The sequence below is a fragment of the Streptomyces sp. NPDC002817 genome (assembly GCF_053592055.1).
In genome coordinates, this window is the sequence record NZ_JBSFUY010000007.1 from 132,938 (window position 1) to 148,494 (window position 15,557).

The 15,557-nt window shown below is 71.3% G+C and carries 12 protein-coding genes and 2 pseudogenes; 5 read left to right on the forward strand and 9 right to left on the reverse strand.

All coding sequences use genetic code 11. The annotated features are described in order from the left end of the window. Positions 1–10 precede the first annotated feature (10 nt). Positions 11–358: a MoaF-related domain-containing protein gene (locus ACWD3I_RS15985; RefSeq protein ID WP_365394506.1), complete on the forward strand. Its 348-nt coding sequence runs from the start codon at positions 11–13 to the stop codon at positions 356–358. Here ACWD3I_RS15985 and ACWD3I_RS15990 read toward each other — a convergent pair. Next, on the reverse strand, positions 348–1,205 hold the full coding sequence (locus ACWD3I_RS15990) for a hypothetical protein (RefSeq protein WP_365394507.1): 858 nt from the start codon (positions 1,203–1,205) through the stop codon (positions 348–350). The two genes, ACWD3I_RS15985 and ACWD3I_RS15990, sit on opposite strands and share 11 nt — an antisense overlap. 74 nt (positions 1,206–1,279) lie before the next feature. After that, positions 1,280–2,212, reverse strand: coding sequence for a LysR family transcriptional regulator (locus ACWD3I_RS15995; protein ID WP_365394508.1), 933 nt, complete (start codon positions 2,210–2,212; stop codon positions 1,280–1,282). Between the two features lie 146 nt (positions 2,213–2,358). On the opposite strand from ACWD3I_RS15995, the gene ACWD3I_RS16000 reads away from it, so the two are divergent. Beyond that, the gene (locus ACWD3I_RS16000) at positions 2,359–3,525 is read left to right on the forward strand and encodes an acyl-CoA dehydrogenase family protein (protein WP_365394509.1); all 1,167 of its coding nucleotides are present in this window, start codon (positions 2,359–2,361) and stop codon (positions 3,523–3,525) included. A gap of 55 nt (positions 3,526–3,580) precedes the next feature. On the opposite strand, the gene ACWD3I_RS16005 is transcribed toward ACWD3I_RS16000, so the two are convergent. Together ACWD3I_RS16005 and ACWD3I_RS16010 are read right to left on the reverse strand one after the other, a co-directional pair. Then, entirely contained in the window at positions 3,581–4,336 is a 756-nt protein-coding gene (locus ACWD3I_RS16005) for an LmeA family phospholipid-binding protein (RefSeq protein ID WP_365394510.1), read from the reverse strand. Between the two features lie 103 nt (positions 4,337–4,439). Then, entirely contained in the window at positions 4,440–5,099 is a 660-nt protein-coding gene (locus ACWD3I_RS16010; protein WP_365394511.1) for a TetR/AcrR family transcriptional regulator, read from the reverse strand. Positions 5,100–5,235: 136 nt separating this feature from the next. Between ACWD3I_RS16010 and ACWD3I_RS16015 the strand changes: the two are divergent. Both ACWD3I_RS16015 and ACWD3I_RS16020 read left to right on the forward strand, forming a co-directional pair. Then, positions 5,236–6,294 (forward strand): annotated as a pseudogene (locus ACWD3I_RS16015) (VOC family protein); the annotation flags it as partial. Continuing rightward, positions 6,263–7,092, forward strand: a pseudogene (locus ACWD3I_RS16020) (AMP-binding enzyme); the annotation flags it as partial. The pseudogenes ACWD3I_RS16015 and ACWD3I_RS16020, both read left to right, overlap by 32 nt. Positions 7,093–7,153: 61 nt before the next feature. On the opposite strand, the gene meaB reads toward ACWD3I_RS16020, so the two are convergent. The 4 genes from meaB to ACWD3I_RS16040 all read right to left on the reverse strand — a co-directional run bounded on the left by meaB (position 7,154) and on the right by ACWD3I_RS16040 (position 13,366). Next, a complete protein-coding gene (gene meaB / locus ACWD3I_RS16025) occupies positions 7,154–8,131 on the reverse strand; it encodes a methylmalonyl Co-A mutase-associated GTPase MeaB (protein WP_365394512.1) in 978 nt (325 codons plus the stop codon). Further along, positions 8,128–10,311 carry a methylmalonyl-CoA mutase gene (scpA, locus tag ACWD3I_RS16030; RefSeq protein ID WP_365394513.1) on the reverse strand — a complete coding sequence of 728 codons (2,184 nt, stop codon included), beginning with the start codon at positions 10,309–10,311 and terminating at the stop codon, positions 8,128–8,130. Before scpA ends, meaB begins: the two co-directional genes overlap by 4 nt. Further along, positions 10,311–12,119 (reverse strand): methylmalonyl-CoA mutase family protein, encoded by a 1,809-nt coding sequence (locus ACWD3I_RS16035; RefSeq protein WP_365394514.1) that lies wholly within the window; start codon positions 12,117–12,119, stop codon positions 10,311–10,313. The genes scpA and ACWD3I_RS16035 overlap by 1 nt, the downstream gene beginning before the upstream one ends. A gap of 92 nt (positions 12,120–12,211) precedes the next feature. Further along, positions 12,212–13,366 (reverse strand): magnesium and cobalt transport protein CorA, encoded by a 1,155-nt coding sequence (locus ACWD3I_RS16040; protein ID WP_365394515.1) that lies wholly within the window; start codon positions 13,364–13,366, stop codon positions 12,212–12,214. Between the two features lie 145 nt (positions 13,367–13,511). Here ACWD3I_RS16040 and ACWD3I_RS16045 point away from each other — a divergent pair, with 145 nt between their 5' ends. Then, entirely contained in the window at positions 13,512–14,615 is a 1,104-nt protein-coding gene (locus tag ACWD3I_RS16045) for a winged helix DNA-binding domain-containing protein (protein ID WP_365394516.1), read from the forward strand. A 101-nt stretch (positions 14,616–14,716) separates the two neighbouring features. Here the strand turns inward: ACWD3I_RS16045 and ACWD3I_RS16050 are convergent, their stop codons facing one another. Then, on the reverse strand, positions 14,717–15,508 hold the full coding sequence (locus ACWD3I_RS16050) for a S1 family peptidase (RefSeq protein WP_365413143.1): 792 nt from the start codon (positions 15,506–15,508) through the stop codon (positions 14,717–14,719). Between the last annotated feature and the right edge of the window lie 49 nt (positions 15,509–15,557).

Here is a 15,557-nt window from a genome sequence, read left to right on the forward strand (position 1 = left end):
GAGCGCAGGGATGAGCGACCTCACCTACGCCGGCCGGACCTTCCGCTTCGGCGTCGACAACGGTGTCGTCTTCCACAACACCTACGCCCCCGACGGCACCAGGCTCCACTACGAGACCGTCGCAGGGCCGGACAAGGGCGTGGCCGAGGACGTGGAGCTGCACGCCGCCGAGGTCGGTCCGGGGATCTTCATCCTCGGGTGGCTGGAGGCGTCGGGCATGACGATCACCCACGCGATGAACCTCAACACCGGTACGGTCCACGCCTTTTGGACCTACGAGACTCCGGACGGCCGGGTGGGGGAACTCCACACCGGAACCCTGGAGGAGATCCAGGAACGTGAGCGGGTCACCCGCTGAGGACCACCTCCGCGGTGGCGTGCCGCTCCTCCCGGTGGGTGGCGATCCGCAGCTCGGCACGGTCGTCGCCGGGGGTGCCGCAGGCCGCCAGGTGCTCGCCCGCGAACACCGGCCGGTGGAGCCGGTACGACAGGGAGCGCACCCGGCGGGCCGGGGCGTTGCGGCGGGGCAGCTCGAGCATGAGGAGGGCCAGCAGCGGGCCGTGGACGACGAGACCCGGGTAGCCCTCCTCGTCGCGGCAGTACGGGGCGTCGTAGTGGATGCGGTGGGCGTTCGCGGTCAGGGCGCTGAAGCGGAAGAGCACCGCCGGGTCGGGGCGCAGCGCGAGCTGCCACGGTCCGTCCGGGCGCGGCGAGGCGAACTCGTCCACGACTGAGGGGTGTTGGCTCGCACTGCGTCCGCAGCGGTAGACGATGTCCTGTTCCTCGACCAGACGGAGCCGGCCGCGTTGGCGGAACTCCCGGCGTTCGGTGACGAACACCATCTCGCCGGTGCGCCCCTGCTTCACCGCGACCGAGGCGAGACTGCTGACGCGTTCGGCCGGCTCGCCGAGGCGGAGGGGCTCGGTGATCTCGCAGCGGCCCCCGGCCCACATGCGCTGCCGGTCGGGGAGCGGGGGCAGGAAGTGCCCCCGCGACGGGTGGCCGTCGGCGCCCAGTTCGCGCTGGGCGGGCCGGCTCAGGAAGTACAGCCAGTGCCAGAGCGGGGGAAGCGGGTCACCGTCCTCGGCGACCGTCCGGGGCAGGTCCAGGACCGCCGACAGGGCCGCCACCGGGCCGGCGGGCAGTGGGTCCCCGTCGGTGACCGGACCCGGGGTCCACGACTCCACGTAAGTGCTGAGCTGCATGTTTCATCATGGGCGGTGCGGGCCGGGGTTGCCCAATAGAGAGGCGTGATGCCCGTATACGTCGTACGCATGAGTCACGCCCGCCGGACCTCGGCGGACGGCCATCTCCCCTCCTCCACCGCGGAGTCGATCTGCCGCACCAGTTCACGCCCCACGACCTCCACGGCGGGCGGGGTGCGCCCTGCCCGCTGGGTGCCGAGGACGATCCGCCGCCACACCTCGGGCTCGGCGAGCGGTGCCGCGCTCAGTACACCCCGCGCCACGTCCTCGGCGATGCCGACCCCGGGCAGGACCGTCCAGCCGTGGCCGGCCCGGACGAGCTGCTTCTGCACCCGCAGCGAGTTGGTCTGCACGGCGATCTCCATCGTGGCCCCCGACCGTGCCGCCGCCGCGTCGATCAGCCGGCGCAGGGCGTGCCCGGCGGCCGGCATGACGAGGGGATGCCCGGCCGCCTCCGCGAACGCGACCGGGCGGTCGGCACGCAGTCCCGCCGAGGCCGGGGCGACGGCCCACAGCCGCTCCCGTACCAGTGGGCGGGCGTTGAGCGAGGGGGTGCTGTCGAGGTTGTAGAGCAGGGTCAGATCCAGGTCGCCGTCGTCCAGCCACTGCTGGAGATGCCCGGAGTAGGCGGTCATCAGACGGAGTTCGACCCCGGGGTGGTCGCGGGCGAGGGCGGCCACGAGCGGCTCGGCCAGCAGGTCGGCCGTGCTCTCCAGCAGACCGAGGGTGACGATGCCCCTCACCTCGCCGGGGGCCGGCTGCACCTCGGCGCGGGCCCGCTCCAGCTCGTTCAGCGCGCGCCGGGCACGGTCCACCATGACCGCGCCCGCCTCCGTGGGCCGCATGCCCTGACCTGTCCGCTCGAAGAGGTCGACACCGAGTTCCTGCTCCAGGGCGCGGATCTGCCGGGTGACCGCGGGCTGCACCAGATGCAGCAGCTCCGCGGCGCGTGTCACGCTGCCCACCTCGGCGACCGTCACGATCGCCCTGAGCTGCTTGAGATCCAACGGGGCCCGCCCTTCGCCCCCTGCCCTCCGCCCGGTCGCGTGGCCGTCCGCGGCGCGCATGGGGGTATCACGATCCGGTATTTCACCTATGGCGTCATGAGCGTCCATGATGCTACTCGGCCACCGCACACGAGGAGCGTCGCCGTATGGGCACTCTCGACACCCTGTCCGAGGACGAGCGGTTCGTCGTCCGCACGGTGCGCGACTTCGTGGACAAGGAGGTCAGGCCCGTCGTACGGGAACTGGAGCACACCGACACCTACCCCGAGGCACTCGTCGAGCGGATGAAACAGCTCGGCGTCTACGGGCTCGCCGTCCCCGAGGAGTACGGCGGCACCCCGGTCTCCACCCCCTGCTACGTCCTGGTCACCGAGGAACTGGCCCGCGGCTGGATGAGCCTGGCCGGGGCGATGGGCGGTCACACCGTCGTCGCCAAGCTGCTGCTGCACTTCGGTACCGAGGAGCAGAAACGCCGGTATCTGCCGAGGATGGCCACCGGCGGGATCCGGGCGACCATGGCCCTGACCGAACCGGGCGGCGGCTCGGACCTCCAGGCCATGCGCACGGTCGCCCGCAGGGAGGGCGACGGCTATGTGATCGACGGGGCGAAGACCTGGATCACCAACTCCCGGCGCTCGCGGCTGATCGCGCTGCTGTGCAAGACCGACCCGGAGGCGAGCCCGGCGCACCGGGGCATCTCCGTCCTGCTGGTCGAGCACGGACCGGGTCTGACCGTCTCCCGCGATCTGCCCAAGCTCGGCTACAAGGGCGTGGAGAGCTGCGAACTGTCCTTCCAGGACTACCGGGCCCCGGCGGACGCCGTGCTCGGCGGCGTCGAGGGCAGGGGGTTCGCGCAGATGATGAAGGGACTGGAGACCGGGCGGCTCCAGGTCGCCGCCCGTGCTCTGGGCGTGGGCCGCGCCGCCCTGGAGGACGCGCTCGCCTACGCCCAGGAACGCGAGTCGTTCGGCAAGCCGATCTGGCAGCACCAGTCGATCGGCAACTACCTCGCCGACATGGCGACTTCACTGACCGCCGCCCGCCAGCTCACCCTGTACGCGGCCCGCGAGGCGGACGCGGGCCGCCGGGTCGACATGGAGGCCGGGATGGCGAAACTGTTCGCCTCCGAGACGGCGATGCAGATCGCCCTCAACGCCGTCCGCATCCACGGCGGTTACGGCTACTCCACCGAGTTCGACGTCGAACGCTACTTCCGCGACGCCCCGTTGATGATCGTCGGCGAGGGCACCAACGAGATCCAGCGCAACGTGATCGCGAGCCGGCTGATCAAACGCGGTGGCCTCGACGTCTGAAGAGCGAACGGGCACTGCGGCGGCGAGGCCCCGTGCCGCTCGATCGCTCTGGCGCTCAAGCGCTCAGGCGCTCCGGATGGAAGGTGACGGACCTGCCGGAGAACCGGGCGGTCAGCCCGTCCGCCGAGGTGGTGACCGAGCGCAGGGTCAGACCGTCGGGGATGCTCTCCAGCTGGATCGGACGGTCGAAGACCGTGTCGAGCAGCTTCCGCCCCGCGTCGGGCAGCAGCCCGCCCGTGACCTGGAAGTCCTCGAAGGCGACACGGTTGCCGGAGACCGCCGAGACACGCGCCGTGACGGTGACCTCGTCGCCGAACGGTATCCGGATCCTCGCGGCGACCTGGCCGGCGCCGCTGCCCCGGGAGAGCTCCAGGCCCAGGGCGTCCGAGACATCGGCGTACGTCAGATACGCGGTCGCCTGCGCGCTGCGGGCCCGTGCCGCGGTGTCGTCGGCGGACCTCGTGAGCCCGTTCAGCCGGAGGTCCAGCTCGGACACCGGCAGCGGACGGGTGGAACCGTCGGCGGGTATGTCGTGCGCGGTGATGTCCACGTGCCGCAGGGATCCGGAGGCCATCTGGGTCAGGACGGGGAAGCCGCGGACGTGGACCTCGGGCCGCCGGGGCGTGTCCATGCCTTCCTGGAACGCCTGCGCGGTGTTCGCCTCGACGCGCGTCGCAGCGAGACGGTCGGCCACCACGGGGACCAGGACCAGCGTGAGCGCGGCGGCGCCCGCGACGACTGCGGGGCGGCGGAAGCGGCTGGGCGGACGGGACGCGTACGACGTGGCGTCGCCGTACTCGTGTTCCTGCATGAGCTCTCCTTCAGGCAGCCCGACGCCGGTCCCGGGCGAGGGCGGCACCGATCAATTGCACATCGATGAGCAGGAAGCTACGTTATTGCTCATCGATGTGCAATTAATCGCCCGGAGCTGTGAGGCCTCGGTCGAGGTCGGGCAGTGACCGCCGGGCCACCTCGCGGGCGTCCTGCGGGGTGAGGCCCAGCATGCGCAGCACCATCTCGGCGAGATGGGAGGCGGCCTCGTCCCCGTCCAGCTCGGGGCGGGTGAACCGCAGCTCCAGCAGGGACAGCAGCGTGCCGCCCAGCGCGGAGAGGGCCACGACCGGCTCCACGGTGGTGAAGCGGCCGGAGGCCATGCCGACCTGGAGATCGCGTAGGGCCCTGGAGGTCAGGCCGTTCTCCGAGTGGAGATGGCCGAGTCCGCGCCGGCGCAGCACCTGCATCAGTTCCGGATGCGAGTCGGCCATCCGGGCGCTGAGCCGGAAGCCCGCCGCGACCAGTTCCGCCGGGTCGTCGATCCCGGTCAGCCGCTCGTCGAAGGTCCGGCCGAACTCCTCCAGTGCGTCCACCACGGCCGCGTCGAACAGCTCCGTCTTCGACTCGAAGTGGTTGTAGAACGATCCGAAGCCGACGTCCGCGCGCTCGGCGATCGCCTGGATGCTGGCGCCGGTGTCCCCGGTCTCGGCGAGGAGCTGCCGGGCCGCGCGGACCAGGGCCTGACGGGTCTCGGCGCGACGACGCTCGAAGCGGTTGCGGGGCGGGGCTGGCGAAGACATGCGCCGAGTCTAGCCGCGGTCGCGCAGGTGTCAGCAATTCTGATGGATCCATCAATTCCTCCTCCGAACCCCTTGACGGAGGGTTACGTCAAACTTGATGATTTCCTCATTATGGCAATGTTGCTTGGAGGACGTCATGTCCAAGACGGCTCATCAGGACCTCCACAGTGAGCAGGGCGCCCTGCGGGGCGAACACCCCGGTCGCTCCCGGAACCCGGTGATCAAAGTGGCCGACCTGGCCTGGCTGGAGTTCCAGAAGCCCGACCTGGACCGTGCGGAGGTCTTCGCCCGGGACTTCGGCTTCCGGACCGCCGCCCGCACCGACACCGGACTGTGGCTGCGCGGCACCTTCGCGGGCTCGCCCTGCATGGTGATCCGCAAGGGGCGCACGTCCCGCTTCATCGGTCCGGCCTTCCGAGCCGCCGAGCGGGCCGACGTCGACCGGCTGGCCCGGGTCATGGGGACGTCCGTGCGGGAGGCGGACGTCCCCGGCGGCGGTCGCTCGGTCGACCTGCTCGACCCCTCGGGCTTCCCGGTCCGCGTGGTGCACTGCGCCGAGCGGCTGCCGGAACTGCCGGGCCGGCGGCCGCTGGTGCTGAACTTCGGCACGGACCACCGTCGTACGAACGCCACCCAGCGTCCGCCGCGCGAGCCGTCCCGGATCCAGCGCCTCGGCCATGTGGTGCTGGAGACCCGGGTGTTCGCCCGGGCCCTGGACTGGTACCTGGACACCCTCGGGATGATCGTGTCCGACTTCCTGTTCCTGGACGGGCAGCGCGGCCGCGGTCCGACGATGGCGTTCATCCGCTGCGACCAGGGCGGCCTGGCCGTCGACCACCACACCCTGGCCATGCACCTCGGGCCCGGCACCGGCTACGTCCACTCCGCCTACCAGGTCACCGACCTGGACTCCCTCGCCGCCGGCGGCGAATACCTGGGCGAGCGCGGATACGAACGGAGTTGGGGGATCGGGCGCCACGTCCAGGGCAGCCAGCTCTTCGACTACTGGCGCGATCCCGACCGCTTCATGCTGGAGCACTTCGCCGACGGCGACCTGTTCTCCTGCGACCTCGAACCCGGCTGGGCCCCGATGTCGACCAGCGGCCTGGCCCAGTGGGGCCCGCCCGCCACCCGTGACTTCCTCGGCGCGAGCCCCTCTGCTCACCGAGCCGGACATCCTGTGGCGGCTGGCCGCCCGGCACCGCGTCACCCTCTTCGGCACCAGCCCCCAGTACCTGCTTGGTCCTGCTCGCCTCCACCAGCGGCGGCACGGACGTCGTGTCGGGCTTCGCGGGCAGTTCCCCCAACACCCCGGTCTGGGCGGGGGAGTTGTCCGCCCCCTCCCTGGGCGTGGCGCTGGCCGCGTACGACACCGAGGGACGCCCGGCCGTCGACGAGGTCGGCGAGCTGGTCGTCACCCGCCCGATGCCGTCCATGCCGCTGTACTTCTGGAACGATCCCGACGGCAGCCGCTACCACGACGCCTACTTCTCGGCGTACCCCGGAGTGTGGCGGCACGGCGACCGGATCACCCTCACCTCGCACGGCTCGGTCGTCGTGCACGGCCGCTCCGACTCCACCCTCAACCGCAACGGTACGCCTCGGCAGCGCCGACATCCACGACATCGTCGAACGCCTCCCGGAGATCACCGAGGCCCTGGTCATCGGCGCGGAGGAACCCGACGGCGGCTACTGGATGCCGCTGTTCGTGGTCCCGGCGGCCGGCGTCGAACTCGACGACGCCCTGCGCGACCGGATCCGCGACGCCATCCGCACCGGCGCCTCACCCCGCCACGTCCCCGACGAGATCCTCCGGGTCCCGGCCGTCCCGCACACCCGCACCGGCAAGAAGCTGGAGGTCCCCGTGAAACGGCTGCTCCAGGGCGCCCCGGCGGAACAGGTCGTCAACCCCGCCACGGTGGACGCCCCCGAACTCATCGAGTACTACGCCCGCCTGGGCGAGGAGCGACGGAACGGCAGGCCAGGCGCATGAGAACGGTGCCCGCCGTCGCCCTGCGCCGAAGCGAGTCGACCCCGCCCCGCCCAGGGCGGGATCAGCTCTCGCCGAACGCCCCGAGAATCCGCTCCGCGGCCAGTGTGGCCGTCAACTCGCCCTTCCTGACCTGCTGTTCGAGCCCGGGTGCCAGCGCGCGTACCGCGGGATCGGCGTGGAGCCGGCCGAGGAGTTCGTCGCGGACCATGCTCCACGTCCAGTCGACCTGCTGGTCACGGCGCTTGGCGGCGAGCCGCCCGGTGGAGTCCAGCAGCGTGCGGTGCTGCTCGAGCCGCTCCCACACGGTGTCCAGGCCCGTCGCCTCCCGCGCGCTGCAACTCAGCACCGGCGGCGTCCAGAACGCGTCCTTGCCGTGCATCAGCCGCAGCGCACCCGCCAACTCCCGTGCCGCGGCCTGCGCGTCCCGCTGGTGCGGCCCGTCCGCCTTGTTGACGGCGATCACGTCGGCCAGCTCCAGGACGCCCTTCTTGATGCCCTGGAGCTGGTCGCCGGTACGGGCGAGGGAGAGCAGCAGGAAGGAGTCGACCATGTTCGCCACGGCGGTCTCGGACTGGCCGACACCGACCGTCTCGACCAGGACCACGTCGTAGCCGGCCGCCTCCATCACGACCATCGACTCGCGGGTCGCCTTGGCGACGCCGCCGAGCGTGCCCGCGCTGGGGGAGGGGCGCACGAACGCCGCCGGGTCCACGGCGAGGCGTTCCATCCGGGTCTTGTCGCCCAGGATGGAGCCGCCCGTACGACTCGACGACGGGTCGACGGCGAGGACCGCGACCCGATGTCCCAGACCGGTGAGCAGGGTGCCGAACGCGTCGATGAACGTCGACTTGCCCACCCCGGGCACCCCGCTGATCCCGATCCGCCGGGCCCGGCCGCTGTGCGGGAGCAGTTCGGTCAGCAACTCCTGTGCCAGCGCCCGGTGTCGGGGCCGGGTCGACTCGACGAGCGTGATGGCGCGAGCGACGAGCGCACGCTTGCCGTCGAGCACACCCTTCACATACGCGTCGACATCGATCACAGGTCGTGCCCGAGGTCGTCCGACAGTCGCTTGACCAGGTCGTACGCCGCGTCCGGGATCACCGTCCCCGGCGGGAAGACGGCGGCCGCGCCCATCTCCAGGAGCGTCGGAACGTCCTGCGGCGGGATCACTCCGCCGACCACGATCATGATGTCCTCGCGCCCCTCCTCGGCCAGCTGCTCCCTGAGCGCCGGTACGAGGGTGAGATGGCCCGCCGCCAGCGAGGAGACGCCGACGATGTGCACGTCCGCCTCGACGGCCTGCCGGGCCACCTCGGCCGGCGTCTGGAACAGGGGGCCGACGTCGACGTCGAAGCCGAGGTCGGCGAAGGCGGTGGCGATGACCTTCTGGCCGCGGTCGTGGCCGTCCTGGCCCATCTTGGCGACCAGGATGCGCGGCCTGCGGCCCTCCTCCTCGGCGAAGTCGGACACGAGGGTACGGGTGCGGTCCACGGACGGGGACTCGCCGGCTTCGTTGCGGTACACGCCGGAGATCGTACGGATCTGGCTCGCGTGCCGCCCGTACACCTTCTCCAGGGCGTCCGAGATCTCCCCGACGGTGGCCTTGGCGCGGGCCGCGTTCACCGCCAGCTCCAGCAGGTTGCCCTCGCCGCCGGCGGCCCGGGTGAGCGCCTCCAGCGAGTCCTGGCACGCCTGCTCGTCGCGCTCCGCGCGCAGCCGCCGCAGCTTCTCGATCTGCTGGGTGCGCACCGAGGAGTTGTCGACCTTGAGGACGTCGATCTGCTCGTCGGTCTCGACACGGTACTTGTTGACCCCGATCACCGGCTGGCGCCCGGAGTCGATACGGGCCTGGGTACGGGCCGCCGCCTCCTCGATGCGCAGCTTGGGGATGCCCGCGTCGATGGCCTTGGCCATGCCGCCGGCCGCCTCGACCTCCTGGATGTGCTGCCAGGCCCGGCGCGCCAGGTCGTACGTCAGCTTCTCCACGTACGCGCTGCCGCCCCACGGGTCGATGACCCGGGTCGTACCGGACTCCTGCTGGATGAGGAGCTGGGTGTTGCGGGCGATGCGCGCCGAGAAGTCGGTGGGCAGCGCGAGCGCCTCGTCGAGGGCGTTGGTGTGCAGCGACTGGGTGTGGCCCTGGGTGGCCGCCATCGCCTCGACGCAGGTGCGGGTGACGTTGTTGAACACGTCCTGCGCGGTCAGCGACCAGCCCGAGGTCTGCGAATGGGTCCGCAGGGACAGCGACTTGGCGTTCTGCGGGTCGAACTGCTTCACCAGCTTCGCCCACAGCAGGCGGGCCGCCCGCAGCTTGGCGATCTCCATGAAGAAGTTCATGCCGATCGCCCAGAAGAAGGAGAGCCGGGGCGCGAACGCGTCCACGTCCAGGCCGGCTTCACGGCCCGCCCGGATGTACTCCACACCGTCGGCGAGGGTGTACGCCAGCTCCAGGTCGGCCGTCGCGCCCGCCTCCTGGATGTGGTAGCCGGAGATGGAGATGGAGTTGTAGCGCGGCATCCGCTGCGAGGTGTACGCGAAGATGTCGGAGATGATCCGCATCGACGGCGACGGCGGATAGATGTAGGTGTTGCGGACCATGAACTCCTTGAGGATGTCGTTCTGGATGGTCCCGGCCAGCTTCTCCGGCGGTACGCCCTGTTCCTCCGCCGCCACGATGTACAGCGCGAGCACCGGCAGCACGGCGCCGTTCATCGTCATCGACACGGTCATCCTGTCCAGCGGGATCCCGTCGAACAGCTGCCGCATGTCGTAGATGGAGTCGATGGCCACGCCCGCCATGCCGACGTCACCGGTCACCCGCGGATGGTCGCTGTCGTAACCGCGGTGCGTGGGCAGGTCGAAGGCGATCGACAGGCCCTTCTGGCCGGCCGCGAGGTTGCGCCGGTAGAAGGCGTTGGACTCCTCGGCGGTGGAGAAGCCCGCGTACTGGCGGATCGTCCAGGGCTGGTTGACGTACATCGTCGGGTAGGGGCCGCGCAGATACGGGGCCGCGCCCGGGTAGGTCGCCAGGAAGTCCAGGCCCTCCAGGTCCTGCCCGGTGTAGAGGGGCTTGACCGGGATGCCCTCCGGGGTCTCCCACAGCAGGTCGTCGCCGCCGGCCGCCTTCTTGAGCGCCGTCTGCCACTCGTCGGTGCCGCCGGCGACCGCCGGGGCTCCCAGTTCGATCCCGGAGAAGTCGGGGACGGAGGGGGTGGTCATCAGGACACTCCCATGCGGTCGAGGGTGGCGGACAGGACGGCGACCGCGTCACAGCCCGCGAAGACGTACGAGTCGACACCGGCGTACTGCCCGGGCCGTCCCGCGAGGGACACATGCGAGGCACCGGCGGCGGTCAGCTCGGCCGCCACGCTCTCGGCCCGCTCCTCGTACAGGGCGTCGCTGGAGCACAGACAGACCTCGCCGGCCCCGCTGTCCTCGAACGTGCCCTCGGTGACGGGCTCGATACCGCCCGCCTGGAAGAGGTTGGCCGCGAAGGTGAGCCGGGCCGTGTGGGCGGCGGCCGGACCCAGGGCCGCCAGGAAGATCCTGGGCCGGGCGCCGGTCACCGCCAGATGGGTGTCGGAGCGGGCGCGCAGTGCCTCGAACGCCTCGTCGCGCCGGACCCGGGGCAGGCCGCCGGACGGCTGCTCGGGCGCGGGCTCGCGCACGACGGGCTTCTCGCCCAGGTGCGGGAACTCGCTGACGCCGGTGATGGGTTCACGCCGCTTGGCGAGCTTGGCGCTGCGCGCGGCCCAGGTGTCGGCGAGGAGGTGGGCGAGGCGTCCCGAACTCAGCGCGGCCGACAGGCCTCCCCGCCGCTCGATCTCCTGGAAGAACTCCCAGCCGGCGTGGGCGAGTTCGTCGGTGAGCCGCTCCACGTACCAGGAGCCGCCCGCCGGGTCGATGACCCGGGCCAGGTGCGACTCCTCGATGAGGATCGTCGAGGTGTTGCGGGCGATGCGCCGCGCGAACGCGTCCGGCAGCCCGAGCGCGTCGTCGAAGGGCAGCACGGTGACGGCCTCGGCGCCGCCCGCACCGGCGGCCAGCGTGGCGATGGTGGCGCGCAGCATGTTCACCCACGGGTCGCGGCGCGTCATCATCACCGGCGAGGTCACCGCGTGCTGGAGCTGCGCCCCCGCGCCCGGCGCCCCGCAGGCCTCGGCGACCCGGGCCCACAGCCGGCGCGCCGCCCGCAGCTTGGCGATCGTCAGGAACTGGTCGGCGGTCGCCGCGTACCGGAACTCCAGCTGCCCACAGGCCTGTTCGACACTCAGCCCGGCCTCGGTGAGGAGGCGCAGATACGCGACACCGGTCGCCAGCGAGGAGCCCAGCTCCTGCGCGGCCGAGCCGCCGGCCTCGTGGTACGGCAGCGCGTCCACGGTCAGCGCCCGCAGCCCCGGGTACTCCCCGGCGCACCGCCGGGCGAGAGCGGCCACCGGCGCGAAGTCCTGACGCTGCCCGGTACGGGCCTCGTGGCCGAGCGGGTCGGCGCCCAGGTTGCCGCGCGCCGCGTCCTCGGCGACGCCCCGCTCCTCGTACAGTCGCAGCAACTCCCGTGCGGCGGGCTCGACTTCGGTGCCGGCGTCGAGGACGACCGGCGCCAGGTCGAGGTAGACGCCGTCGAGGACGCGGCCCAGCGACGCCACCGGGATGCCGCCCTCACCGACGCCCAGCCACAGCGAGCCGACGCCGTTCTCCAGGTCGGCCAGGACCGCGGGGCCGTCGGCCGTCGTGTGCCGCTGCCGTACGTCCCAGCCGCCGACCGTGTTCCCTTCGGCGCGTCCCGCGCGTACGAAGGGGGCGAAACCGGGAAGGCCCGGCTCGGGCGCGGCATCGAGCGCGGAGTACAGAGGCCGGGTGCGCAACCCGTCCTCCAGCGCGGTGGACAGGGCTTCCTCGGCCGCGGTGTCCTCGACGTCCTTGCCCGACTTGCGCAGGACACCCGCCACGAGGCGCTGCCACTGCTCGTGGGGAACGTCAGGGAACTCACCGGCCAGCTCAAGCCCGTCGTCAGGCAGGACCGTCATGCGTCGGATGCTAGGCCAGCGGGCTCCAGCCGGAGCAGAGGAACGCCTGTGACCTTTCCCTCGCGGTGACTGTGACGCCGCCCACCCGCCCGCTAGAGCCAGTCCCGGCGCTTGAAAATGACGTACAAACTGACGCAGACCACCCCCATCAAGCCGACCGCGAAGGGATAACCCCAGCCCCAGCTCAGCTCCGGCATGTGGTCGAAGTTCATCCCGTAGATCGTCCCGACGAGGGTCGGGGCGAACAGGATCGCCGCCCAGCTCGAGATCTTCTTGATCTCCTCGTTCTGCTCGAACCCCGCCTCCGCCAGCGCCCGCATCTCCGCGTTCTGCTGCTGGGTGACCAGCGTCGCGTTCACCGTGAGGATCTCGGTGAGGGCCAGGCGGAAGCCGTCGACGCGTTCGCTGGTGTGGGTGACGTGGTCGGCGACGTCGCGGAGGTAGCGCTGGAGCTCCTCGTCGGTGCCGTACTTGGAGAAGCCGGCCATCAGACCGTGCAGCATGCCGACGAGGGGGCGGGTGGCGCGCTGGAACTCGACCATTTCGCGGGAGAGTTCGTAGATACGGCGGGAGACTTCCGGGTCGCCGCGGAAGACCTCCGTCTCGATCTCGTCGACGTCGTTCTGGACCCCCGACACGACCGGCAGATAGCCGTCCACCACCGCGTCGAGGATGGCGTACAGGATCGCCTCCGGGCCCAGCTTCAGCAGTTCCGGCGTCTCCTCCATACGGCGGCGCACCGCCGACAGATCGGGTGCCGCGCCGTGCCGGACCGTGATGACGAAGTCGGGGCCGAGGAAGACATGCAGCTCGCCGAAGTCGACCTCCTCCGAGGCGTCCAGATAGCGGGCCGCGCGCAGGACGACGAAGAGCGTGTCGCCGTAGCGCTCCAGCTTGGGCCGCTGATGGGCCTCCATCGCGTCCTCGACCGACAGCGGATGGAGGTCGAACTCGGCGGCCAGGGAGAGGAGTTCAGTCTCGGTGGGGCGGGCCAGACCGATCCACGCCATGCCCGAGGGCTGTTCGCGCAGCTCACGGAAGGTGTCGGCGAGGGTCGCGGGGGAGGAGACCCGGACACCGTCCCGGTACAGGGCCGCCTGGACGATGCTCGCCTGCTCGGGTTCCGCCTCCGTCGGCTCGGCCCGCCGTGCCGGCGGCTGCTCCGGCGGGGGCGGTGAGGTCAGGGCGCGGCGCCAGGCGGACCTCCCCCGGCTCTTCGAGGTCGGGCGGGTGCGTCGCTCGGGCATCGCGGCTGCCTCCCGGATCGGGCCGACGGCTGGGTGATCACGGGCAGGATATACGGGGCATACGGTATCGGCGTGTCCGTGCGGGGCGGGAAACGGTGAGAGTTGCGGACAGAAGGTGTCCGCAAGCCTCAGTAGCGTGTTCCCCATGACGAAGACGACGGCCCCCGTGCTCGACACCCGCGCCCTCAACCGCGCGACCCTCGACCGGCAGCTGCTGCTGCGCCGCGCGGACCTGCCCGCCAAGGCGGCCGTCGAGCATCTGCTCGGCCTCCAGGCCCAGAACGTCAAACCCCCGTACTACGCGCTCGCGGCCCGCCTCGACGGCTTCGCCCCCGAGGAACTGTCCGCCCTGATGGCCGACCGCGAGGTCGTCCGCATCGTCACCATGCGCTCCACCATCCACACCCACACCGCCGAGGACACCCTCACCCTGCGCCCGCTGGTGCAGGCCGCCCGGGACCGCGAACTCACGCAGTTCCGCAAGGGGCTCCAGGGCGTCGACCTCGACCGCCTCGCCGGCCTCGCCCGCGACCTCGTCGAGGCCGAGCCCCGCACCATGAAGCAGCTGCGCGAGGAGCTGCTCACCGAGTGGCCGGACGCCGACCCGCAGGCCCTCGGGATCGCCGCCCGCTGCCGCCTCCCGCTCGTCCAGGTCACCCCGCGCGGACTGTGGGGCAAGAGCGGACAGGTCGCCCTCACCACCGCCGAGCACTGGCTGGGCCGCCCCGCCGAACCGGCTCCGGCGCCGGACGCGACCGTGCTGCGCTACCTCGCGGCCTTCGGTCCCGCCTCCGTCAAGGACATGCAGACCTGGGCCGGACTGACGCGTCTGCGCGACGCCTTCGAGCGTCTGCGCCCGCAGCTGGTCACCTTCCGCGACGAGAACGGCGTCGAGCTCTTCGACCTCCCCGACGCGCCCCGGCCCGCCGCCGACACCCCGGCCCCGCCCCGCTTCCTTCCCGAGTTCGACAACCTCCTGCTCTCCCACGCCGACCGCACCCGCGTGATCCCGCCCGCGTACTGGGGGCGCAGCTGGGTCGGGAACATGGCCTACAGCACCCTCCTCGTGGACGGCTTCCTCGCGGGGGTCTGGAAGCTGGCGGAGGACGCGCTGGTCGTCGAGCCCTTCGGCACACTCACGAAGGCGCAGCGGGACGAGGTCACCGAAGAAGGGGTGCGGATGCTGGCCGTCATGCACCCGGGGTCCTCGTACGACATCCGCTTCGGGACCGTCGTACGGGAGTCCTGAGGGACACCGGGCACATGGATAGAGGGCGTTGCGGGCCGCTCGTGGAGGCCCGCAACGCCCCCTGGTTTTTCACCTGAGGGGTGCTCAGGAGAACTTCTGGGTTATGAGTTGACCTGCGTGGTCACCAGGCTCGAGAAGGTGGTCAGCCGGGTGTAGACACCCGGGTAACCGGCCTCCGCGCAGCCCTCTCCCCATGAAGTGATACCTGCCAGGACGCCCCCGATGAGCAGGGGACCGCCGCTGTCGCCCTGGCAGGTGTCTGTGCCGCCGGAGGTGTATCCGGCGCAAACCATGTCGGACGAGATGAAGTCCGAGCCGTAGCTGCTCGCGCAGCTGGAGTTGGAGACGATCGGCACCGTCGCGGTGCGCAGCTGGTTGGACGAGCTGCCGCCCGAGGACGTGGTGCCCCAGCCGAGGATGCGGGCCGTGGTGCCGGCCGCGTACACGCTGGTCTGGGACGAGGAGACGTACGACGCCGGGGTGTACGACATCGCCGTCGAGAGGGTGAGGACGGCCACGTCGTCACCGTTGGTGGCGTCCGTGTAGGACGGGTGGATCCAGATCTTGCTGACCCGGCTGACCGTGCCGTTGGTGCCGTTGAGGTAGGTGCGGCCGCCGACGACTCTCACGCTGCTGGTGGTCTCGCCGACCATACAGTGGGCCGCGGTCACGACCTTGGTGGAGGAGACCAGGGTGCCGCCGCAGAACTGGTTCTGCGAGGCGTCCGTGATCTGCATCATGAAGGGGTACGAGGTCGTCGTGGTGGTCGTACCGCCGACGATGGGCTGGGGAGCGGCGACGGCGTTGGGGGCGCCGATCAGTGCTGTCGCGGCGGCGGCAGCGGTCGCCGCGATGAGCGCGGCGGTCTTCTTTGCGCGGTTGAGCCCGAACATGAGTCTCCTCAGTGGGGGGTTGCCGGTGGGGGTCGCGCGGGTGTGGGGG

Bases quoted from the DNA above. Each gene is read 5' to 3' on its own strand.
- ACWD3I_RS15985 (WP_365394506.1), top strand. From the start codon at position 11: ATGAGCGACCTCACCTACGCCGGCCGGACCTTCCGCTTCGGCGTCGAC.
- ACWD3I_RS15990 (WP_365394507.1), bottom strand. From the start codon at position 1,205: ATGCAGCTCAGCACTTACGTGGAGTCGTGGACCCCGGGTCCGGTCACC.
- ACWD3I_RS16000 (WP_365394509.1), top strand. From the start codon at position 2,359: ATGGGCACTCTCGACACCCTGTCCGAGGACGAGCGGTTCGTCGTCCGC.
- ACWD3I_RS16005 (WP_365394510.1), bottom strand. From the start codon at position 4,336: ATGCAGGAACACGAGTACGGCGACGCCACGTCGTACGCGTCCCGTCCG.
- ACWD3I_RS16010 (WP_365394511.1), bottom strand. From the start codon at position 5,099: ATGTCTTCGCCAGCCCCGCCCCGCAACCGCTTCGAGCGTCGTCGCGCC.
- scpA (WP_365394513.1), bottom strand. From the start codon at position 10,311: ATGACCACCCCCTCCGTCCCCGACTTCTCCGGGATCGAACTGGGAGCC.
- ACWD3I_RS16035 (WP_365394514.1), bottom strand. From the start codon at position 12,119: ATGACGGTCCTGCCTGACGACGGGCTTGAGCTGGCCGGTGAGTTCCCT.
- ACWD3I_RS16040 (WP_365394515.1), bottom strand. From the start codon at position 13,366: ATGCCCGAGCGACGCACCCGCCCGACCTCGAAGAGCCGGGGGAGGTCC.
- ACWD3I_RS16045 (WP_365394516.1), top strand. From the start codon at position 13,512: ATGACGAAGACGACGGCCCCCGTGCTCGACACCCGCGCCCTCAACCGC.
- ACWD3I_RS16050 (WP_365413143.1), bottom strand. From the start codon at position 15,508: ATGTTCGGGCTCAACCGCGCAAAGAAGACCGCCGCGCTCATCGCGGCG.